This window comes from Thiocapsa imhoffii (assembly GCF_016583985.1).
Classification (GTDB): domain Bacteria; phylum Pseudomonadota; class Gammaproteobacteria; order Chromatiales; family Chromatiaceae; genus Thiocapsa; species Thiocapsa imhoffii.
The window spans coordinates 31,696-52,936 of sequence record NZ_NRSD01000021.1 but is presented as its reverse complement, the minus strand read 5'-3'; the positions used below and the strand labels follow the sequence as shown (position 1 = coordinate 52,936).

The window sequence follows — 21,241 nt, the reverse complement described above, 5'->3', positions numbered from 1 at the left end:
ATGTTGGCGATGCAGGCCGGGCGCATGCCATCTCCCGGTTCCAGTCCGCTCGGTCAATCGCCGAACCTTGCCTTCACTTGGGTGTGAAGGAATTCAAATTGTGGTGATCGGTGTTGTCGATCCGTTGGTTCCAAGCGGTGAACAGCTCGGATCGATCGATCAGGGGATCCCTGACGCCGAGACTCCAGTTGTCCCCATCACGATCATACCGCACACCGTCGATGATCTTTCCACGGACGGTCAAGTCGCCCTCTACTCGGGTGCATAGGCCCGCAGCAGCACATCGACCCCGCACTCGACCCGACAGCGCAGCTCCTCGGCGTCCGGTCGCGGACAGCCCCCGCTTAAGAGCCCGGTAGTTTGAATCCCCTGCCACATGCCGAGCAGTTGCTCGGCGGCCAGGCGACTGTCGTGCGCACGCAGGTCGCCGCGCGCCGACGCCTCGACGAGGCGCGCGGCGAGGCGATCACGTGTCGCCTCCGCGCCGTCGCGATAGACCAGTGTGCCAAGCCAGGTCTCCTTCCCGGCGAGGGTCGCCAACATCCGTTGTAGGGCGACATAGTCGTCGCTGCTCAGGAAGCTCATCAGCGCACATCCCAGATCGATCAGGGCTTGTCTCAGCCCGCACTGAGCGGAGGGCAGATCGTCGAGCGCCGCCGTCATGTCGCTGCGCTGCCGCAGCACGACCGCGCGGATCAGACCCTGCAGATCACCGAAATGACTGTAGACCGTGACCTTCGAAACTCCGGAGGCGCGGGCGACGGCTTCCATGTTGAGTGCCTGGATCGAGCCCGAAAAAAAGAGCCTGCGAGCGGCGTCGAGGATGGCCGCGTGCTTGACGGGATCCGGCGGTCGGCCGCGCCCGGCGGCGCGCTGCGCCTCGGGTGCTCCGGACGTACCAGCTTCGGGTGTCGGCATGGTTGTGTCCTCTATACCTGTTTTGGGGCATTTACTAAACGCTATCGTACAGTAATAATGGCGCGGTGAACCAGCAACCAAAACCCGCGCTTGCGGTGCAGGAGTAACCCTTGTCGACCAGGATGAAGAGGATCGGAGCCGTGTTCATCGCGGCGCTACTCGGCTCGGGATGCGGGCCGAGTGCCGACGAGTCGGCTGCGCCCACCGCGGAGTCCGGTCGCGAATCCGTGCCTTGGGTGTTGTCGGCCCGGGTGGAGCCCGCGCCGAACAGCGTCTGGACGCTCACGGGCACGGTGCGCTCCCGCCATGAGATTCCCTTGTCCTTCCGTATCGGCGGCGAGATTCAGGCGCGTCTGGTCGATGCCGGGGCGCAGGTCGCGGCCGGCGACGTCCTGTTCCGGCTCGATCCGCGCGACGTGATGCAGCAACGCCTGGCGGCGGAGGCCACGGTAGCGAGCGCCCGGGCGGAGCACGAGAACGCCGAGCGCGAGCGCGAGCGTCTCGGGGATCTTCTCACCAAGCGGCTCGCCAGCGAGCAGGACCATGATCGGGCCGTGACCGCCGCTCGCGCCGCCGAGCAACGGCTGGTCGCGGCCGAGGCAACCTTGGAGCAGGCGCGTAACGCCATCCTCTATGCCGACCTGGTCGCGCCCGCATCGGGTGTGATCCTGGACGTGGACGGACAGGTCGGACAGGTGGTCTCGCCGAGTCAGGTGGTGGCGCGGCTGGCCGAGGACGGGCCGCGCGAGATCGAGGTCCAGGTGCCCGAGGCGCGGCGTGTCGATCTGCCGACCGAGGCGACGGCACGACTCGCGAATGGGGCGGGACCGGCGGGCGGGCCGGCGTCCGGACGGGTGACCCTGCGCGAGATCGCCGGCAGCGCGGATCCGCTCAGCCGGACCTGGCGTGCGCGCTATCGTCTGCCGAAGCTGCCGCGCGATCCCGGGCTCGGCACGACCGTGACCCTGACCTTCGAGACGGTCCGCGAGACGTCGATGCCCATCGCCCGGGTGCCCCTCGGTGCCATCCTGGAGCGCGGCGATGGACCGCTGGTCTGGCGGATCGAGGAGGGGCGGGTCGCGCCCGAGCCGGTCGAATTGATCGGCATCGTCGGCGAGCAGGCCGAGATCCGAACCGACTTAGCGCCAGGGACGCCGGTGGTGGCATTGGGCGCCCATCTCCTGCTCCCCGGTCAGGCCGTGCGGGTGCTTGAGCGATGAGCACCTCCGACGACAGGTCAGCGGGGGAGCGGTTGAACCTCTCCGCGCTCGCCGTGCGCGAGCGTTCGGTCACGCTTTTTCTCATCCTGGTGACCGCGCTCGCCGGTCTGGTGGCCTTCCTGCAGCTCGGCCGTGCGGAAGACCCGGCCTTCACCGTGCGCGTGATGGTGGTTTCGGCACTCTGGCCGGGGGCAAGTGCGCAACAGATGCAGGATTTGGTCGCCGATCCACTGGAGAAGCGCATCGGCGAGGTCGAGCTCTTCTACCGGCTCGAGACCACGGCGCGTCCCGGACGGGTCGACATGCTGGTCGAGTTTCAGGACTATGCGCCTTCCGAGCAGATCCCGGATCTGTTCTACCAGGTGCGCAAACGCATGTTGGATGCGGCCGCGAGTCTGCCGGCCGGGGTGCTCGGGCCGTTCGTCAACGACGACTTCTCGGATGTCTATTTTGCGCTCTATGCGCTGTCGGCACCGGATCTGCCGAACCGCCTGCTGGTGCGCGAGGCCGAGCGGATCCGCGATCGGCTGGCGCGGGTCGAGGGGGTGCAGAAGGCGCGTATTCTCGGCGAACGCCCGCAACGGTTCTTCGTGGAGCTCGATCAGGCGCGTCTTGCCAATCTCGGGGTGTCGCCCGCCGAGGTGCGCGAGGCACTCGACGCCCAAAACCGGCTTGCTCCGGCCGGTCTGGTCGAGACCGACGGGCCGCGGCTCTATGTGCGTCCGGACGCCGAGCTGCGTGAGCTCGAGGATATCCGCCATGTCCCGCTGCGGGTCGGCGAGCATCTCATCACGCTGGGTGAGATCGCCGAGGTCAGCCGTGGCTACGAGGATCCGCCCGAGTTTCTGATCCGCGCCGGCGGGGAGGATGCCGTCCTACTCGGCGTGGTGATGCAACGCGGCGAGAATGGGTTGGCGCTCGGCGAGCGCCTGGCCGAGCTGCAGGAGGGGTTGGAGACCCGTCTGCCGTTGGGTGTGCGCTTCACGCAGCTGACCAATCAGGCCGACGCCATCACGCATGCCGTCGACCTCTTTCAGATCAAATTCCTGGTCGCGGTCGCGGTGGTGATGCTGGTCAGCTTCGTCGCCATCGGTTGGCGCGCGGGGGTGATCGTCGGCATCACCATCCCGCTGACCCTGGGTCTGACTTTTCTGTTGATGCTGATCAAGGACATCAACCTGGATCGGGTCAGTCTGGGTGCGCTCATCATCGCTCTGGGGCTGCTGGTCGACGATGCCATCATCGCCATCGAGATGATGCTGGTGAAGATGGAGGCGGGATGGGATCGGCTGCGTGCCGCGGCGCACGCCTGGACGGTGACCGCGGCGCCCATGCTGAGCGGCACCCTGGTGACCGTGATCGGCTTCGTGCCCATCGGCTTTGCGCGCTCGGGTGTGGGCGAGTATGCGGGCAATATTTTCTGGGTGCTGGCCTTCGCGCTGCTCGCTTCCTGGGTGGTGGCGGTAACCTTCACCCCTTACCTAGGCACCTGGCTCCTGAAGGCGCCGCCATGCTCGGGCGAGCATGCCACGGAGAGTGCCTACGCGACGCCGCTCTACCGGGGGCTGCGCGGGTTGATTCGCGGCTGTGTCCGCTACAAGATCTGGGTCGTGGCCGCGACCTTCGGGCTCTTGGTTCTCGCGATCATCGGCCTGGCCGGCAGCGTGCAGAAACAGTTCTTCCCGACCTCGGATCGTCCCGAGGTCCTGATCGACATCCGGCTCCCCGAAGGCAGCGCGATTCGCGCGACGGCGGCCGTGGTCGAGCGGGTGGAAGCCATCCTGGTGGATGCGCCGGGCGTGCGATCGAGCGCCGCCTATCTCGGCGCCGGCGCTCCACGATTCTTTCTGGCGCTGAACCCCGAGTTTCCGAATCCCGCCTTTGCCAAGCTGATCGTGGTGGCACAGGGCGCGGCCGAGCGCGACGCGCTCATCGCGCAACTCCAAGCGCATGTGGATGCCGGTGAGTTTCCCGAGGCGCGGGTGCGCGTGCACAAACTGCTCTATGGTCCGCCGGTCATTTGGCCCGTGACCTTTCGTGTGGTGGGGCCCGATCCGCTGGAACTGCGCCGGATCGCCGAGCAGGTGCGTGAGGTGGTTGCGGCGAATCCCTATACGGTCGATCCACATCTGGACTGGGGCGAGCGCGTCCCCGTGGTGCGCCTTGCGCTCGATCCGGAGCGGCTGCGTCTGATCGGGCTCACCCCGCGCGAGCTGGCCGGGCAACTGGAGTATCAGCTCTCCGGGCTGCCAGCAACCGAGATCCGCGAGGACATCCGCAATGTGCAGTTGATCCTGCGCGGGCTTCGCGAGCATGGTCTGGCAAGTGCGGGCGGATCTGGAGCAAACGACAACACCGCCGCGATCACGCCGACCAGCCTCGCTGGCCTCAATCTCAAAACGCTTGACGGCCGGACTATCCCACTCGAGCAGGCCGGCGAGCTGATGATCGCCTTCGAGGATCCGGTGCTCAAACGGTACAACCGCGAGCCCTTCATCGCCGTGCAGTCCGAGGTTCGGGGCGCCCAGCCACCGGACGTGACACAGGCCATTTGGGGCGAGCTGCAGGGGCTGATCGCCGCGCTGCCGCCTGAGTATCGGATCGACATTGGCGGTGCCGTGGAGCAATCGGGCAAGGCCGACGCCTCGATCCAACGCGTCCAGCCGATCATGCTGCTCCTAATGCTGATCGTCATCATGTTCCAGATGCGCAGCTTCTCGGGCACGCTCATGGTGGTGGCCACGGCGCCGCTCGGCGTGATCGGGGCCACGCTGGCCTTGCTGCTCGCCGATCGTCCGTTCGGCTTTGTCGCGCTGCTCGGGCTGATCGGTCTGGCCGGCATCCTGATGCGCAACACCCTGATCCTGGCCAAGCAGATCGAGGATAACCTGCACCAGGGTCTGGAGCGCTCCGCGGCGGTCGTGGAGGCCACGGTGCAGCGCGCGCGTCCGGTGGTGCTGACCGCGGCGGCGGCCGTCTTCGCCTTCATCCCGCTGACGACCGACACCTTTTGGGGGCCGCTCGCCTTCGTGCTCATCGGCGGGGTCTTGATCGGGACCTTGATTACGCTGCTGTTTCTGCCGGCGCTCTATGCACTCTGGTTTCGGGTGCGCTTGAGTCCGTCGAGCACATCCGCCGTGTGACCGCAGGCCGTCGGTGTGTGCGCAGCAGATGCCTGGCCAATTCGCTGTCGATAGGAATGGCTCAGATTTGAATCGACGAGCTTCAGGTGAAGGTTCAGTCGATCGCGCGGATCCCCGCCTTCAGTCAGTGTGGGTGGGAGTCAGACGTTTGTCACGACCATCTGCGAAGCTCCCGGCCATGGGTGACTGATCCGGGGGCAGCGAAAATGGAACGTTTTGCAGATGAGCTCGACCTGACGCAGTTTCGAATCGATCAGCTGACTGCTCTGGCGGTCGCTGCAATACGTGATCAGGCAAGGCTGGTTTCTGGTCGCGACCATTGTCTCGACTGTGGCGCCATGATTCCCGCGAAGTGTTTGATCTGCGTGCCGAACGCGTCTCATTGCGCATCCTGCCAAGATCGCGAAGAGCGTTTTGGTCGTGGTGTGGTGCCCGGTGTGCTGGGTTGATCGGCCCTACACGCATCGTCCTGTCTCAGTGACACTCGGGGAGGATGGTCGCCGCAACAGGTGATGGGCCGACCGGGGAATCGTGCAGCGACATCGACGGACCGGCGGCGCGATACTCTGCATCCTGATCAGAACTCGCGGCAAACCCTGTCTTTTTTAGGGTGGGGAAGGATAGCGATCTTTTTTCTTAACATGCTATGTTGAGCATGTTAGCGTGCGCACCATGAACTTCAAGCGCGCCTACCGCTACCGCTTTTACCCTACCGAGGCGCAAGCCGAGCAACTGGCGCGCTCGTTTAGTTGCGCGCGCTGGATCTACAACTGGGGCCTGAAGACGCGCACCGACGCGTTCTACAACGAGGGTCGTCGGGTCTACTACAAAGACCTCGCCGCGAGCATCAAGGATCTCAAGAAGGCGCCCGAAACGCAGTGGCTGACGGAGGTCTCCAACGTCGTGCTGCAGCAGTCGCTCCGGCACCTGGACAACGCCTTCACCCGCTTCTTCCGCAAGGAAAGCGCCTATCCGACGTTTAAGCGTCGGCGCGACAATCAGTCGTGCTCCTACATGCGCAACGGCTTCTCCTGGCGCAACGGGGCGCTGACGCTCGCCAAGCAAGACGCGCCCCTGGCGATCCGCTGGTCGCGGCCGTTGCCCGCGAACGCGGTGCCGTCCTCGGTGACGGTCACGCGCACCACCGGCGGGCAATACTACGTCGCGCTGCTGGTGGAGGAGGACATCCCCGCGCTCGCCCCGGTGGCGAGCGCAACCGGCATCGATCTGAACGTCCAGGAGATGGTGCTCAGTACCGGCAAGCGCTATCGCACGCCAGCCAAGCTCCAGACCCTGGATGCCCGCAAGCGTCGCGATCAGCGCGCCTGCACGCGCAAGGTGGCTGCCGCCAAACGCGCCATGGGCCTGGACCCCCAGGCATCGCTCCCCAGGGGCACGCGCCTGCCGATCTCCAACAACCTGCGCAAGGCCCACCGCAAAGTCGGTCGGGTGGCCGAGCGCATCGCCAACGTGCGTCGGGATTGGCAGCACCAAACCACCACCGCCATCGTGCGCGAGAACCAAGTGATCGCGATGGAAGACCTCTACGTCGCCGGCATGACCGCCAGCGCCAAAGGGTTGGTGGAACAACCAGGGAAACAGGTCAAGCAGAAAGCCGGGCTCAACCGCGCGATCCTGGATGTCGGCTTCGGCGAGATCCGGCGCCAGATCCAGTACAAAGCGCAGCGCGTGCATGTGTAGGCAAACCGGAGGACGTCCGGGACTGAATGCCTGTGGAGTGGGCACTGACGGCAGGCCGGGATCTCGCCGGTGCTGAGTGACCCCCGCGTCGAAGCAGGAAAGATCAGGCTGCGAAGCCGGTCCGGCCAGGTGCCGTAGCCTGGGAATCCGCGTCGTTCAGGGCGCGGAGGATGTCAATCAAGCCCGACGAGTTCCCCTTGCGATGCCTTTCGCCCATCCCTATGCCTTCGATCCTAGCTACGGCTATAGCCTGGAGGCGCTTCTGGCAGTCGAGCCGCCGGTCGAGCCCCCTGACTTTGGCGCCTTCTGGCGCACCCGTTACGCTCGTGCATTGGCGGTCGAGCCCAACCCCCGCTTGCGGATCTCGAGCAAGACCCACCCGCGCTTCCGAATCCACAACCTGGAATATGACTCGACCGATGGATTCCCGATTCGCGGCTGGCTCCTGACACCGCGCGTCGGCTCGCCTCGGCGCGGATTCGTGCTGGGGCACGGCTACGGCGGCCTCGAGGCTCCACCCTACGATCTTCCCCGCGACGACGGGGTCTATCTCGTGCCCTGCTTCCGAGGGTTAGGCCGCAGCCAGCGCCCGCCGATCTCGCCAGATCCCAATTGGCATGTGCTCCACGATATCGACAGTCGCGACAACTACATTCTGGGCGGCTGCGTGGACGACCTGTGGGTCGGCGTCTCCACCCTGTTGCTGTTGTTTCCGGAATTGTCCGGACATGTCGGGTATCTCGGCATCAGCTTCGGCGGAGGGATCGGAGCCATGGCGATCGCCTCTGATGCGCGCATTGCCCGCGGCCACCTCAATGTACCGAGTTTCGGCCACCAGTCCCTGCGGCTTGCGTTACCGAGCATTGGCAGCGCAGCAGCCGTCCAACGCTTCGTCGGCACCCAGGGTCGAATCAGCGAAACCCTCGCCTATTTCGATGCCGCGGTTGCCGCGAGGTCGATCCGTCAGCCAATGCATGTTGCCGCCGCCCGTTTCGATCCGGCCGTCGCGCCGCCCGGGCAATTTGCGGTCTACAACGCCATCCCCGGAGACAAGCGGCTGTTCGTGCTCGAGGCAGGACACTTCGACTATCCCGGACGGGCGCGCCAGACACAGGATCTCCTTGCCCAGCTCTGGGCCTTCTTTGCGCCGCTTTGAGGATTCCTTCGAATCCACGGGTTTCGCGATGCAAGAGACCCGTTCCGCGTCCTGCGTCGAGTCTCCGTTCGTACTGCCGTGTGCCGGTGATTCCGGCCGGCAACGGTCGCGCCCCCGCCCCTGGCGTCACACCATTGCAACCATGCATGCCTACACTTCCACCGAGATGCGGTGGGTCAACTTAGGTCGTTCCACCGATCGATTCGGGCGTTTCGTTTTCCAAGACGTCGCCCGTTTTGGTTCCGGCGAAGGTCATCGTCCATTCGCTTGTAATACCATTGTCGTCAGGGGGGGCGATGAAGCGCGAATACCACCGATGGTACAGCGACCGGCTCGGCCGGGACATGGAACTGCTGGTGTTTGGCCATGCGGGAGCGAAAGTTCTCGTGTTTCCAACTCGCGATGGTCGTTTTCACGAATATGAAGATCTGCGCTTGATCGACGCACTCGGCCACAAGATCGATGCCGGCCATCTTCAGCTCTATTGTGTGGACAGTATCGTTTGGGAGTCGCTCTACTGCGACTGGTGTCACCCGGCCGATCGGATTCGCCGGCATTGCGCGTTCGAGGACTACGTCCTCAACGAAGTCCTGCCCTTGATGGCAAGCAAGAATCCGCACCCCTGCACCATCGCGCATGGCTGTAGCCTGGGTGCTTATCACGCCGTGAATATCGCGTTGCGCCACCCCCACCTCTTCAAGAAGATCGCGGCCTTTTCGGGACGCTATGACCTGACCCTGGAGGTCGACTGCTTTCGCGATCTCTTCAGTGGCCACCGCGACGATTTGGTCTACTTCCACAGCCCCGCTCAGTTCCTCGCAAACCTAGACTGTCCGACACGCCTTGCCGCCCTGCGCGGCATGGACATCATCTTGGTTGTCGGCAACGAAGATCCGTTTCTCGATCACAATCACAGGTTCAGTCAATTGCTTTGGGCGAAAGGGATTTGGCACGCGCTGCACGTGTGGGATGGCCGGGCGCACCGCGGCTACGATTGGCGGCGCATGGCGCCGCTCTATGTCTGAACCTGGGGGCTGAACCCGGCCCATTCTCAATCGTGGCGCGAGAGGCTTGCCTCTTGGTGGGATTGGATCAGGTCTCGGCGGGCAGCATCGCCGATCCGACTGACCGAAACCGGTCAAGCGGATCATGGATCCGCATGAGCAAACGCAGTTGCTGTTCCTCGGCCGTGATGACGGACGCGCACGTACCAGGCATCGAGCTGGCCACTTCGATCTTCGCTGCTGGGAACGGTGCGCTTGATCCCAAAGACACGCTATTCACGCCACTTCTGGGACCAGAGTAAACCAGACGGAAATGACCCTTTCATGAACTCGAAGGCGATCCTGGAATGCCAACGGTGTGGGTTCCGTGTGGTGCCTCAGCGGCATTCGAAACAGTGGGCTCCGTGTCGAGCGCGGTGTTCGGGATCCGACCGGCTCGGTTAGCTGGTGAGGCGGAATTCAGAGGTTGCCGCCACCGGCAACGGCAGTCACAAGACGACGCCGAACCAAAAGGCCGTATCCGCCCCCAAGAATTGTCCGTGAGACATGTAATGAGAACCGTCGCAGGAGAAGGTCAGTCCCACCATGCCGTTGAAGAGGTTTAGGGACGCCTGACGGAGGTAAATATTCTCGTCCACCAGTCGCAAGCCTTTGAGGCGATCGAGGATTTGAACGATGTCGGTGCTCGGAATCAGTGCATCGACCGGATAGCGGCACGGCGGATATAGGAGGCAGATGTCCGGGTCCTGCAGGGCCTCTTGGTCCAGGATGCGATAGCGGTAGGGGTCGTCCAGGGTCCAGATCGTGGCTTGGCTGCTGGAGAAATGGATCTGGCATTGAAAGATCCCGCGCTCGGTCAGCAGCTCGCCGAGGATCGAGAGCGCGCGATCCAGGTTGCGGTCCATAGGGCTCTCGACCCGACACTGCAGGAACAGGGTGCCTCGGATCGCCGGATCCCCCTTGACCTGACGCCAGGCGTCGGGCTCCCTGTAAAGCTCCGCAGTCACCGGCAGGTCGCGCAGATCGAAATCGGCCCCCAGGTACCCAAGGCTGCCCTGATCTCCCCACACCATCTGGAGCGCGGTCAGAGACGGCCGCCGCTTCCTTAAGCTGATATAGGCGTCCGAGAGCAGAAACCCCCAGGGAGGCACCGGTTCACGCATGTAGGGACGGTCCGAACGATCACGTCCAAAGTGCTCCGATTCCACGCCCTCGGCTCCCAGAGTGTCGGAGATTTGAACGCCATCGATCCCCAGGCAATACAAAAAGGCACGATGCGGAATCTCTGGGAAGCCTTCGGCGAGGACCCGATTAAGGCCCTCTCGGTCGTTCCAGACAGCCACGCAACGCTCTGCGAGAGAGGCCATGGGCTGATGGAGAATGCGCGCGAGTTGTTCGCGCTGGCGAAAAATACTGTCTTTCCAGGTCGTGTGCATGGCTGGGCCGGGTCAAAAGGCAGGCCGACGATAGAGGGTGAGTGAGGTGCTCCGAGATGTCGATTCTCTTCAGTCGATCCGTACCTGTCGAGTCGAGGTTGATTCGCTAGCGCATGAATGCGGCGCGGTATGGTTGGGCCCGACGTTCAAACCAAGCAGGCCGTGATGATACCTGCTAACTCGGTTTCAACGCGCTTTCGCGCGGCATCTGGGTCGCAATCCCAGCCCTTGTGGGTGTACCGCATCGACCAAACAGACTATTTTCGTCCCAGGCTGGCTGGTGACGCGCGAGTCATTCGCACAACGAGAAAACGCTTCTGATTGGCGATCTAATGGAAACCAAAGCGCAGTTACAGATCGAGCAAGCGGGTCTTGGTCGTTTTTTCGAGTGGATCGGTATACGAAATTCGACTCATCTTCCGGATTGGCATTTCGCACCAGAAAGGCTCCAGCCGTATCACGGCTGCGCTGTTCCTGGGTTCCCCCAATATGATCTCCGGCATGCTCCAGCGCTTTTACTTGAAAAGGTCGACGGCGGTTAGGGAGAACAACCTGGAGCGGGATGTTTCGCTTGATGGTCTGGCGAATGCCATACGAGCACCTTGGAACTGATTTTCCGCCAGATGTTACCCGAGAGTTCTAATTTGAGGAAGGCCATGTTGTCGACATGAGGAGTAGCCGTACCGACTTCTGCTGCAGCGGAGGTGCACGGATCCCTAGTGCGGAAGCGATGGCGTTGATCAAGCCCAAGCCGACGCCCGCTCAGCAAGGCCCTTGCGCGAGTCATTTCAGCGTCGGTGTTGTCCGTGGCCATGGGCTGAGTGCCGCCACGGATGCTTGGCGAGCACAAAGGCCTGCCAGCGGTTCTCGAAGCCGTCCAACAGCTCGTAGAACTGCCTCATCCGCCACCCAACCAGGCCGCCCGAATAGCGCATGACGTCAGGGTCTGACTGTCCACCAGCGAGCAGGTCTGTGAGCAGGTCGCTCATGATCGACACGTCGTTGAGAACGCCCAGCAGGTCCTGGAGTTCCTTCAACTGGCGGATATAGACGTCGAGTCCAGGGGTGATGGTGGAAAAGAACTCGGCGGCATAGCGCAATTTCTTGCATTGGATCCGCAGCTGATGCATCTGCCGGGTGTCGTTCTTGTCCAGGTCCGTGCCGGCTTCAAGGACCCTACGCTCCGAACGGTCCAAGCGCTTGCGCGCGTACTTGGCGATATCCATGTCGAGCTGAATGCGCTGTTTCTCCGAGAGATCTGCCTGTTCCCAGGCTGCGGACTCGGCCCACTGCGGAAAGTCGAGCTTAATCTCCGCATAGCGATCGCTGTCGAGCAGTGCCCGAACCACCTCGTAGGCGTCGGAGCGGTGCTGTTCGGCCAGGGTTAACAGCTTGTCTGCGCCGGGTAGCGGCAGCTTCTCCTGCATGGATGCCAGGCCTTCGGCGATGAAGACATCGAGGTCGCGTGCCCGACCAAGCTGGCTCGCCACCCAGCCTAATTCCTCGCTCCAGTGCCGGCTGACCTCCTTCGGCACCGCTGAGCGGAACGACGACAAGGCCGCGCGCATACGCCGGGAGGTGACGCGCATCTGGTGCACGCCCTCGATATCATCCCAAGATCGGGCCTTCGCTTCCCATTGCATCATGTCATCGAAGTTGTGGCGCAAAATCTCCGCCAACGCGGCGCTGACCGTCATCCCCTTGTGTAGCGGCACTTGCGCCCTCGCCTTAATGTTACCCATGGAGCGAGTCTCCCCCGACTGTCGCGGGTATGGTGATCCGGATAGGGAACACATATGCGGCTGCGCATCGCTGCGTGCCCCGTTTCGCCGCAGTTTTCCGCCCTTTGTATCCCCTCGCAGTATAAGCCCGATCCGTTCAATTGATTCGTCGCCATAGAGCGTCGAGCCTGCCAATCCGGCGGCGTCCGTAACGTTTACTGATCGATGATATGAATCGGATGAGTTCTCTAGTCGCTTGCGGGCCTGCTCGGCCGGGTGTCTGGACCCATCCTGCCAGCCTGGTAGCAGATGATGATGACATTCGGGTCTAGCCTGTCCCGCTCACTGGCACTGGTGCACGGTCGGCGAAGCCGTGATCGAGCCAACACCCACGCCTGCTTCGCAATCGCGCGTACGAGTCATCCAAACGTCATCCTCCTTTCGATCGACTGTCACCGAACCTTGCCAAACTAAGACGTGCGTGGAACGGCTGGATCGCGGTTCGAGCACAGCTTCGCGACTCACCGGCCGGGGGCCATCCAGACTCGAATCGGACCGACCGGAGGAATCCAGCATGATCAGCATCCGAGCCCCTCGGCTCGTCTTGGCGACCGCGTTGATCGCGGGTATTGTCCTCGCCGTGCCCTGCGCCGCGAGCCCCGGTTGGCCCGGCCAGTCAGCCCGCCCTGTTCTTTCGGTCCAGGATGCCGCCGCCTACGAGCGCGAGGGAAGACTGTCCTTCCCCATCACCCTCGACCGACCCGCGCCGATGGCGTTGCGCGTCATCGCCGTGCCGCTCCGCGGGACGGCCAGGCCGCTCAAGGATTATCGTCCCGGCGTCGTGTCGACCACCATCCCGGCCGGCGCCACCGAGGGTTCCCTCACGGTGCCGATCCGCGACAACAAGGTCGTCGGTCCGGATGTCACCTTGACCCTACGGATCGCCGCCGCGCCTGGTGCGACCATCGCGAAGGGCACGGCGATCGGCACCATCCGCGACGATGAGCCGCTGACGATCAATCTGCTCCACATCAACGATCATCACTCGAATCTGCAACCCATCAGCACCACGCTCGACCTCGGCACAACGGGTGGTCCATTCACGGCCTCCATCGGGGGCTTCCCGCGCGTGACGTCCAAGATCAAGGCGCTCGAGTCGCAACTGGACCACGTCGTGAAGATCCATGCGGGCGATGCCATCACCGGCACGCTCTTCTACACCCTGTTCCAGGGCGCGGCCGACGCCGATCTCATGAACACGGCCTGCTTCGATGTCTTCGCGCTCGGCAACCATGAGTTCGACGACGGTGATGCGAACCTGGCGAGGTTCCTCGATTTTCTCGGGTCGGACCCCGCGTGCAACACCAGTACCGTCGCCGCAAACGTGGTACCCCAGATCGGCACGCCGTTGGCGCCCGTGACGGCGAACGACTACATCCAGCCATATGTGATTAAAGAGTTTCAAGGCCAAAAAGTCGCCTTCATCGGGATCGACATCGCCCAGAAAACACGCTTCTCATCGCAGCCCTTGCCGACCACGCAATTCCTCGACGAAGTGGAGACCGCCCAAGCCTATGTCGATGAGCTCTCAGCGATGGGGATCGACAACATCGTCCTGGTGACCCACTACGGGTACGAAAACGACTTGGCGCTGGCGCGGGCGGTGACCGGTGTGGACGTCATCGTCGGCGGTGATTCACACACCCTGCTCGGGAATCTCGGCGAATACGGTTTGCCCGCAGCCGGTGACTACCCGACCCTCACCCTGAACGCCGACGGCGACCCGGTCTGCGTGGTGCAGGCATGGCAGTATTCCCAGGTCGTCGGCGAGCTTGCCGTCACCTTCCGCGAGGGTCAGGTCGAGACCTGCGGCGGCACGCCTCACCTCTTAGTCGGTGACAACTTCCAGCGCAACCGGCTGCTGATTCCCGAGCCGGAACGGAGCGAGATTCTGGCGCTCATCGAGATGGATCCGAGCCTCGGTGTCGTGATTCCGGATCCAACGGCTGAGGCGATCCTTGCCGAGTATGCCGCGCAGGTTGACGAACTGAGTCAGGAGGTCATCGGCGTCGCCGCCGAGGTCATCTGCGAGCGTCGTGTTCCAACGCTGCCCCGCGGGAGTGCACCCTGCGACGACAACGCTGTGTCCTTTTCAGGGGCGGAGCTGAACGTGAATGGAGGCTTTAGTCAACAGGTTGTGACCGATGCCTTCCTGGCACGTGCGTTCCGCGCGGACCTCGCGCTGCAGAACGGCGGCGGCGTCCGCATCACGATCCCCGAGGGAGACATTACGATCGGGACCGCCTACACCCTGTTGCCCTTCACCAACACACTGGTCGAGCTTGAGCTGTCCGGGCAGGAGGTGCTCGACAGCATCGAAGACGGGCTTGACTTCTACGCGTCCAATCCCGGCGGCAACACCGGGGCCTTTCCGTACGGATCGCACATCCGTTGGGACCTCGATATGACCCAAGCGAAGGGCGCACGGATCAGCGCCGTTGAGGTGAAGGATCGAGCGACCGGGATGTGGGCGCCGCTCGACCCTTCGCAGACCTATCTTGTTGTCACCAACAGCTTCCTGGCCAACGGCGGGGACGGGTACGCCACCTTCAAGGCCGCCGTGGAGAGCGGACGAGCGACCGATACCTTTATCAATTATGCTCAGGGATTCGTCGACTACTTGGTCCAGGATCTCGGCGGCGGAAACCTCTTCGTGCCGCCGCGGTTGGACTTCTCGACGCAGTCCTTCGTGCCCTTGCACTCGCCCTGATCGTTTCGCTCCCGCCCGGCAGCGATGCCGGTCGGGCGCCGACCGTCCAGCCCCCGCGAATTTCTCCGAATCGAAACCTCCTCGACATGCGTCCTTCATCGGCGCCCTTTAGTCTGTTGTGCGGCGCAGCATCCAGCAGTGCCTTGTGGTTGATGGTCCAGAGCCTGTCAGCCGCCAATCCTCTCAACCGGAGGTCTTCACCATGGCCGAGTACCTTGAGAACCGGGTCTTCGACGAGATCGGAGTCGGTCAGACCGCAGAACTTCAGCGCACCCTGACACGTGACGATATCGCACTCTTCAGCAAGGTCTCGGGCGATTTGAACCCCACTCACATCGACGAGGAGTATGCGAAGGCGCGTGGCGCCAAGGGCGTCGTGGGACACAGCCTTTGGGCGACCAGCCTCATCTCTAGCCTCTTCGCGAACGTTCTGCCTGGCCCCGGGACGGTCTACCGCACCCAGGACGCAGTCTTTCATCGGACCGTCGATCTCGGCGATACCCTGACTGGTCGTGTCAAGGTCATCGAAAAGGGCCCCGAGACCCTTGTGACCTTCGCGTGCGAGGTCGTCAACCAGCGCCAAGAGCCGGTGATGACGGGCCGTGCGTCGGTCATGGCGCCGTCCGAGTCGCTGCGAATCGAGATCCCGGATCTCGCCGAGATCTCAGTCCATCATCACGACAGCTTCGGGGTGCTACTAGAACAGGCGATGCGGCTGGAACCCGTGCCGACCGCGATCGTGCATCCCGTCGATCAGGTGTCGCTGGAGGGTGCGATGGAGGCGGCGGAGAGCGGCTTCATCTTGCCGATCCTGGTCGGACCGGAGGCGCGGATTCGATCGATCGCCGATCAGTCCGGAATCCATTTGGGGGATGTGCGGATCATCGACGTCGAGCACAGCCACGCGGCGGCGGTCCGAGCGGTCGAATTGGCGCGCGAAGGGACCGCCGAGATTCTCATGAAGGGCAGTCTTCATACCGACGAGGTGCTCGCTGCTGTCGTCGACCGTGCGACCGGGATCCGCACCGAGCGACGGATCAGCCACATCTTTTTGATGGACGTGCCGACCTATCCCAAGCTCCTGCTGATCTCGGATGCGGCGGTCAACATCGCCCCCGACCTGGAAGCCAAGGCCGACATCTGCCGCAACGCGATCGATCTGGCCCACACGGTCGGGGTCGAACGACCCAAGGTCGCGATCCTCTCCGCCGTCGAGACGATACGTCCCAAGATCCAGTCGACGCTGGATGCGGCGGCGCTCTGCAAGATGGCCGATCGCGGCCAGATCAGGGGCGGCATCCTGGATGGACCGCTCGCGATGGACAACGCCATTAATCTCGAGGCAGCCCGCATCAAGAAGATCGATTCGGAGGTCGCCGGGGTGGCGGATGTCCTAATCGCTCCGGACCTGGAAGCCGGCAATATCCTCGCCAAGCAGCTCATCTTTCTCGCCAACGCCGAGGCCTCCGGGATCGTGCTGGGAGCACGGGTGCCCATCGTCCTCACCTCGCGTGCCGACAGCGTGCGGACCCGCCGTGCCTCCGCGGCCACGGCAGTCCTGCATGCCCATGCGATACGACGCGGCCTTCATCAGGCAGAACTCTAGAAGGCTCGGGAGATAGCCATGAGCGACTTGATCCTGACACTGAATGCCGGTTCCTCGAGCATCAAGTTTGCGGTCTACGCGATCGACGGCGACCTCCTCCAACAGACCATGAAGGGGCAGGTCGAAGGGATCGGCACTCGTCCGCATTTCGTCGTCAAATCCGCGGATGGGGCCTTATTGAGCGAAAGCTACTGGGAGCCGGTCGAGGGCGCACAGGGCCATGCGCGTGCCTTCAAGCAGATCTGGAGCTGGCTCGCGTCGGTCGCGGAAGGCGCTCGGATCCTGGCTGTCGGGCACCGCGTTGCCCACGGTGGCGAGGCCTACGCTCAGCCGGTTTTGATCGACGAGGCCGTGATCGATGTCCTGACCGGCCTGATCCCGCTGGTCCCCCTGCATCAGCCCAACAACCTCGCCGCCATCCGGGCGGTCGCGGCGGATCATCCCGATCTGCCGCAGGTCGCCTGCTTCGACACCGGCTTTCATCGGGGTCGTCCGGCGGTGACCGAGCAGTTTGCCCTGCCGCGCGCGCTCCTCGATCGCGGGATCAAGCGCTACGGCTTCCACGGTCTCTCCTACGAGTACATCGTCGAGCGGCTCCGGGAGCTGGTCCCCGACCTGGCCTCCGGTCGGGTCGTCGTCGCGCATCTCGGCAGTGGATGCAGCATGACCGCCATCAAGGACGGGCGCAGTGTGGAGACGACCATGAGCTTCTCGGCGCTCGACGGTATCCCGATGGGGACAAGGTGCGGGGTGTTGGACCCTGGCGTGCTCCTCTTCCTGATACGCGAGGAGCGCATGGGCGTCGAGGATCTGGAGCGGCTGCTCTACAAGGAATCGGGTCTGCTCGGTCTCTCGGGCGTCAGCAACGATCTGCGCGACCTGCATCGCAGCGACGATCCCAAGGCGGCCGAGGCGATCGACTATTTCGTTTACCGCATCGGACAGACCCTGGGCGCGCTCTGCGCCGCGATCGGTGGACTGGATGCACTCGTCTTCACGGCCGGCGTCGGGGAGAACGACGCCGCAATCCGTGCCCGCGTCTGTCGGGATGCCGCCTGGCTCGGCATCGCCATCGACCCCGAGGCGAATGCCGCCGGGGCGCTGTGCATCAGTCGCGAGGGTCATCAGCCCTCGGTCTGGGTCATCCCGACCGACGAGGAGCGGATGATCGCGATACATACCTTGCGGGTCGTGCGCGCTGCGGCCTAATCAATCGTTTCTTGCTGAATCATCTCACCGGAATCGCACATGATCGATCAAGACTATTTCTCACTTGCCGGCAAGAAGGGCCTGATCCTCGGGATCGCCAACGAGCATTCCATCGCCTACGGCTGTGCCCGCGCCTTCAAAACCCTGGGTGCCGATCTGGCCGTGACCTATCTCAACGAGAAGGCGAAGCCCTTCGTCGAGCCCTGCGCCCAAGCGGTCGAGGCCGGCCTCTTTCTGCCGTGCGACGTGACCCAGGACGGCCAGCTCGAAGGCGTCTTCGAGACGATTCGGGAGCGTTGGGGTCGGCTCGACTTCGCCGTCCATTCCATCGCCTTTGCACCGCGTGAGGATCTGCAGGGTCGGCTGGTCGACAGCTCCGCGCACGGCTTCGGCGTGGCCGTCGATGTCTCGGCCCACTCCTTCCTGCGGATGTCCAGGCTCGCCGAGCCCCTCATGACCGACGGCGGCTCCCTCTTCGCCATGACCTTCTACGGCTCCGAGCGGGTCGTGAAGACCTATAACCTGATGGGCCCGATCAAGGCGGCGCTCGAGGCGGCGGTACGCTACACCGCCGACGAGCTGGGCGCAAAGAACATCCGCGCCTTCGCCGTCTCGCCCGGACCCCTGGCGACCCGCGCGGCATCCGGCCTCAAGGACTTCGACGCCCTCATGGACGAGGCTCGCACCAAGTCGCCGCTCGGTCGTCTCGCGACCATCGTCGACGTGGGCGCGGTCACGGCCATGCTGGCAACCCGCACGGGCGTGATGCTGACGGGCCAGACCATCTACGTGGACGGCGGCTACCACATCAAGGGATGAGATCGAGAAGGAGGCTTCGGTCGGGGGTTGAGGTCGTCACCGGATCCATACCGAGAAACGCACTAATTCAGCGGAGCAATGCCATGTTCGATGTCGCCGATTTCGCCAAGTATTCGGATCCTTTCAAGCTGCTCGCTCAACCCCTCGACCCGAAGGGCGTCTTCGATGCCTGGGCCCGAGTCCTGCCGATGTCTCAACCTACGAAGAACAACGCCGAGGCCAAGCCCGCCGACGTAGGTCTGCCCGACCTCAAGGTCGACGAGTACGCCGATTATGCGAAGGATCTGGAGCGCATCCTACAGGCGCACAGTTGGCAGGCCTCCGAGAGTGTACTGGCCAGCATGCGCAAGAACATCGACGCCTGGACCAAGGTCAGCGGTGCCTTCATGACGCCCATGCTGGGCAAGCACTGGCTGGACTACACACTGGATGCGTCGCAGCGTTCCGTGCTCTACACCGATGCGTTGCGACAGCGGGGCAACCTCTTCGTCGAGCACGAAGAGGGCAGCGACAAGACGGTGCTGAGCTGGGATCACGAGATGGTCGTCGACGGCACCACGCTGGCGCGTCCGGTCAACTATTCGCTGGTGCGGATCGTCCCGCCGGCCGGCGTCACGGTGCGCGAAGACGGCCGGCCCTACATCATCATTGATCCGCGTGCGGGCCACGGCTCGGGGATCGGGGGGTTCAAGAACGAAAGCGAAGTGGGCGCCGCCATCCATCAGGGCCATCCGACCTATTTCGTGACCTTTACGCGTCTGCCCGTGCCCGGCCAGACCCTCGCTGACGTCACCGCGGCCGAGGCCGACTTCGTCCGCGAGGTGCGTCGGCGCCATCCCGATTCGCCCAAACCTGTTGTGATCGGCAACTGTCAGGGCGGCTGGGCGGCCATGCTGCTGGCCGCGACCAACCCGGACATTACGGGTCCGGTCGTCGCAAACGGTGCACCGCTCTCCTATTGGGCGGGACAAAAGGGCAAGAACCCGATGCGGTATCTGGGCGGCCTGGTGGGCGGCGCCACGACCGTGAAGCTCCTGTCGGATCTGGGCAACGGCCAGTTCGACGGGGCCAGCCTGGTCTCCAACTTCGAGCGCCTGAGCCCGAGCAATACCTGGTGGTCGAAGTATTACAGCCTCTGGGATCAGGTCGACACCGAGGTTCCGCGCTTCGTCGGCTTTGAGCGCTGGTGGGGCAGTTTTTACTACATGACCCCGAAGGAGATTAGCTGGATCGTCGAGAATCTCTTCGTCGGCAATCGTCTCGGACGCGGCTGTGCGAATCTCAACGAGCGCACCCATGTGGATCTGCGCAACATCAACTCCCCCATCATCATCTTCGCCTCGCACGGGGACAACATCACGCCGCCCCAACAGGCGCTCGGTTGGATCGCGGATCACTACAAGGATGTCGAGGAGATCCGCGCCCGCGGACAGCGCATCCTCTACACGCTGCACGAGAACGTCGGCCACCTGGGGATCTTTGTGTCCTCGTCGGTCGCCAAAAAGGAGCACGACCAGATCATCTCCACACTCAAGGCGATCGAGGCCCTGGCGCCCGGACTCTACGAGTTGGACATCGCCGAGGTGCAGGGCGAAGGGGTGGAGAAGTCCTTCAAGGTCTCCTTCGCCGAGCGCAGCATCGCGCAGATGATGGAGCAGACCGGCGGGGACGATTCCAATCGCTCCTTCGCGGCGGTCGCACGATTCTCCGAGATCGGCACCGAGCTGTATGACCTGACCCTGCGTCCCTTCGTCCAGGCGATGAGCAACGAGACCACTGCCAAACTGCTTGCCGATACCAGCCCGATGCGGATGCAACGCTGGCTCGAAAGCGATCGCAACCCGCTGATGCAGCCTCTCAAAGGCTTGGCGGAGGAGGTCCGTCAGCAACGCCGCCCGGCGGCGGACGACAACCCCTTTCGGATCATGGAGCGGGCCGGCGCTGGCTTGGTCACCCAGTGGTTGGATAACGCGCGCGACATGCAGAACGCCATGATCGAGTGGAACTTCCACCTGCTCTGGGGTGCGCCGGCCGTGCAGGCCATGGGCGAGCAGCTCAGCCGCACCGTCAGCGAGGCGCCGCGCGAGGATCTGCGGACTCTGACCTCGGTCCAGGATGCGCTCGATCGGATCGAGCTCGGCGACTTCGCGGACGGCGTGATCCGGATGCTGATCTTCCTGGCTCAGTCGCGCAAAGAGGTGCGGCGTTCTCGTTTGGAGCGCTCCAACCGCATGCTGATGGCGACCGAGCCTTTCGCGAGCATGAAGCCGAAACATCGCACGCGCATGATCCACAAGGAGAGCCTGATCGTCGGCTACGAGCCCGAGGCGGCACTGGCCGCCTTGCCGAAGCTGATCGTTTCGATCGAGGATCGGCGCCGCGCGATGGCCCTCTGCGAGGAGATCGCTGGCGCTCGCGACGAGATGAGTCCGGAGACGCTTGGGATGCTCGATCGTTTGGCACGGGTGCTGGATCTCGAGCCGTCGCCCGGGTTGGGCGAAACCGAGCCCCTGCGTAAGATCGCCTGACACCGCGGAG

The 21,241-nt window shown here is 63.7% G+C and carries 15 protein-coding genes; 11 read left to right on the top strand and 4 right to left on the bottom strand.

Annotated elements, in window-relative coordinates; all coding sequences use genetic code 11:
- Nucleotides 1-73: 73 nt before the first annotated feature.
- Nucleotides 74-244 (bottom strand): hypothetical protein, encoded by a 171-nt coding sequence (locus tag CKO25_RS16360; protein ID WP_200389019.1) that lies wholly within the window; start codon nt 242-244, stop codon nt 74-76.
- Nucleotides 245-252: 8 nt separating this feature from the next.
- Nucleotides 253-918, bottom strand: a complete 666-nt coding sequence (locus CKO25_RS16355; protein WP_200389018.1) for a TetR/AcrR family transcriptional regulator — start codon at nt 916-918, stop codon at nt 253-255.
- A 122-nt stretch (nt 919-1,040) separates the two neighbouring features.
- Here CKO25_RS16355 and CKO25_RS16350 point away from each other — a divergent pair, with 122 nt between their 5' ends.
- From CKO25_RS16350 to CKO25_RS16325, 6 genes are all read left to right on the top strand, one after another.
- Nucleotides 1,041-2,138 carry an efflux RND transporter periplasmic adaptor subunit gene (locus CKO25_RS16350; protein WP_242467674.1) on the top strand — a complete coding sequence of 366 codons (1,098 nt, stop codon included), beginning with the start codon at nt 1,041-1,043 and terminating at the stop codon, nt 2,136-2,138.
- Nucleotides 2,135-5,281, top strand: a complete 3,147-nt coding sequence (locus CKO25_RS16345) for an efflux RND transporter permease subunit (protein WP_200389016.1) — start codon at nt 2,135-2,137, stop codon at nt 5,279-5,281. Before CKO25_RS16350 ends, CKO25_RS16345 begins: the two co-directional genes overlap by 4 nt.
- A gap of 206 nt (nt 5,282-5,487) precedes the next feature.
- The gene (locus CKO25_RS16340; RefSeq protein ID WP_200389015.1) at nt 5,488-5,730 is read left to right on the top strand and encodes a TraR/DksA C4-type zinc finger protein; all 243 of its coding nucleotides are present in this window, start codon (nt 5,488-5,490) and stop codon (nt 5,728-5,730) included.
- Nucleotides 5,731-5,953: 223 nt separating this feature from the next.
- The gene (locus CKO25_RS16335) at nt 5,954-6,982 is read left to right on the top strand and encodes an RNA-guided endonuclease InsQ/TnpB family protein (RefSeq protein ID WP_242467676.1); all 1,029 of its coding nucleotides are present in this window, start codon (nt 5,954-5,956) and stop codon (nt 6,980-6,982) included.
- Nucleotides 6,983-7,184: 202 nt separating this feature from the next.
- Nucleotides 7,185-8,138 (top strand): acetylxylan esterase, encoded by a 954-nt coding sequence (locus CKO25_RS16330; protein ID WP_200389013.1) that lies wholly within the window; start codon nt 7,185-7,187, stop codon nt 8,136-8,138.
- Between the two features lie 296 nt (nt 8,139-8,434).
- Nucleotides 8,435-9,163 (top strand): esterase family protein, encoded by a 729-nt coding sequence (locus CKO25_RS16325; protein ID WP_200389012.1) that lies wholly within the window; start codon nt 8,435-8,437, stop codon nt 9,161-9,163.
- 467 nt (nt 9,164-9,630) lie between these two features.
- Here the strand turns inward: CKO25_RS16325 and CKO25_RS16320 are convergent, their stop codons facing one another.
- Both CKO25_RS16320 and CKO25_RS16315 read right to left on the bottom strand, forming a co-directional pair.
- The gene (locus CKO25_RS16320; protein WP_200389011.1) at nt 9,631-10,578 is read right to left on the bottom strand and encodes a PDC sensor domain-containing protein; all 948 of its coding nucleotides are present in this window, start codon (nt 10,576-10,578) and stop codon (nt 9,631-9,633) included.
- Between the two features lie 788 nt (nt 10,579-11,366).
- A complete protein-coding gene (locus CKO25_RS16315) occupies nt 11,367-12,320 on the bottom strand; it encodes a CHAD domain-containing protein (protein ID WP_200389010.1) in 954 nt (317 codons plus the stop codon).
- Between the two features lie 553 nt (nt 12,321-12,873).
- Here CKO25_RS16315 and CKO25_RS16310 point away from each other — a divergent pair.
- The 5 genes from CKO25_RS16310 to CKO25_RS16290 all read left to right on the top strand — a co-directional run bounded on the left by CKO25_RS16310 (nt 12,874) and on the right by CKO25_RS16290 (nt 21,231).
- Nucleotides 12,874-15,069: a 5'-nucleotidase C-terminal domain-containing protein gene (locus CKO25_RS16310; protein ID WP_200389009.1), complete on the top strand. Its 2,196-nt coding sequence runs from the start codon at nt 12,874-12,876 to the stop codon at nt 15,067-15,069.
- A 202-nt stretch (nt 15,070-15,271) separates the two neighbouring features.
- Nucleotides 15,272-16,675: a bifunctional enoyl-CoA hydratase/phosphate acetyltransferase gene (locus CKO25_RS16305; protein WP_200389008.1), complete on the top strand. Its 1,404-nt coding sequence runs from the start codon at nt 15,272-15,274 to the stop codon at nt 16,673-16,675.
- An 18-nt stretch (nt 16,676-16,693) separates the two neighbouring features.
- Complete coding sequence (locus tag CKO25_RS16300; protein WP_200389007.1) at nt 16,694-17,884, top strand: acetate/propionate family kinase; 1,191 nt, start codon at nt 16,694-16,696, stop codon at nt 17,882-17,884.
- A gap of 39 nt (nt 17,885-17,923) precedes the next feature.
- A complete protein-coding gene (fabI, locus tag CKO25_RS16295; protein ID WP_200389006.1) occupies nt 17,924-18,703 on the top strand; it encodes an enoyl-ACP reductase FabI in 780 nt (259 codons plus the stop codon).
- A gap of 83 nt (nt 18,704-18,786) precedes the next feature.
- Entirely contained in the window at nt 18,787-21,231 is a 2,445-nt protein-coding gene (locus CKO25_RS16290) for a DUF3141 domain-containing protein (protein ID WP_242467673.1), read from the top strand.
- Nucleotides 21,232-21,241: the final 10 nt, after the last annotated feature.

Coding starts and splice junctions, on each gene's coding strand:
- CKO25_RS16355 (WP_200389018.1), bottom strand. CDS start 918: ATGCCGACACCCGAAGCTGGTACGTCCGGAGCACCCGAGGCGCAGCGC.
- CKO25_RS16320 (WP_200389011.1), bottom strand. CDS start 10,578: ATGCACACGACCTGGAAAGACAGTATTTTTCGCCAGCGCGAACAACTC.
- CKO25_RS16300 (WP_200389007.1), top strand. CDS start 16,694: ATGAGCGACTTGATCCTGACACTGAATGCCGGTTCCTCGAGCATCAAG.
- CKO25_RS16345 (WP_200389016.1), top strand. CDS start 2,135: ATGAGCACCTCCGACGACAGGTCAGCGGGGGAGCGGTTGAACCTCTCC.
- CKO25_RS16310 (WP_200389009.1), top strand. CDS start 12,874: ATGATCAGCATCCGAGCCCCTCGGCTCGTCTTGGCGACCGCGTTGATC.
- CKO25_RS16325 (WP_200389012.1), top strand. CDS start 8,435: ATGAAGCGCGAATACCACCGATGGTACAGCGACCGGCTCGGCCGGGAC.
- CKO25_RS16330 (WP_200389013.1), top strand. CDS start 7,185: ATGCCTTTCGCCCATCCCTATGCCTTCGATCCTAGCTACGGCTATAGC.
- CKO25_RS16335 (WP_242467676.1), top strand. CDS start 5,954: ATGAACTTCAAGCGCGCCTACCGCTACCGCTTTTACCCTACCGAGGCG.
- CKO25_RS16350 (WP_242467674.1), top strand. CDS start 1,041: ATGAAGAGGATCGGAGCCGTGTTCATCGCGGCGCTACTCGGCTCGGGA.
- fabI (WP_200389006.1), top strand. CDS start 17,924: ATGATCGATCAAGACTATTTCTCACTTGCCGGCAAGAAGGGCCTGATC.
- CKO25_RS16290 (WP_242467673.1), top strand. CDS start 18,787: ATGTTCGATGTCGCCGATTTCGCCAAGTATTCGGATCCTTTCAAGCTG.
- CKO25_RS16305 (WP_200389008.1), top strand. CDS start 15,272: ATGGCCGAGTACCTTGAGAACCGGGTCTTCGACGAGATCGGAGTCGGT.
- CKO25_RS16315 (WP_200389010.1), bottom strand. CDS start 12,320: ATGGGTAACATTAAGGCGAGGGCGCAAGTGCCGCTACACAAGGGGATG.
- CKO25_RS16340 (WP_200389015.1), top strand. CDS start 5,488: ATGGAACGTTTTGCAGATGAGCTCGACCTGACGCAGTTTCGAATCGAT.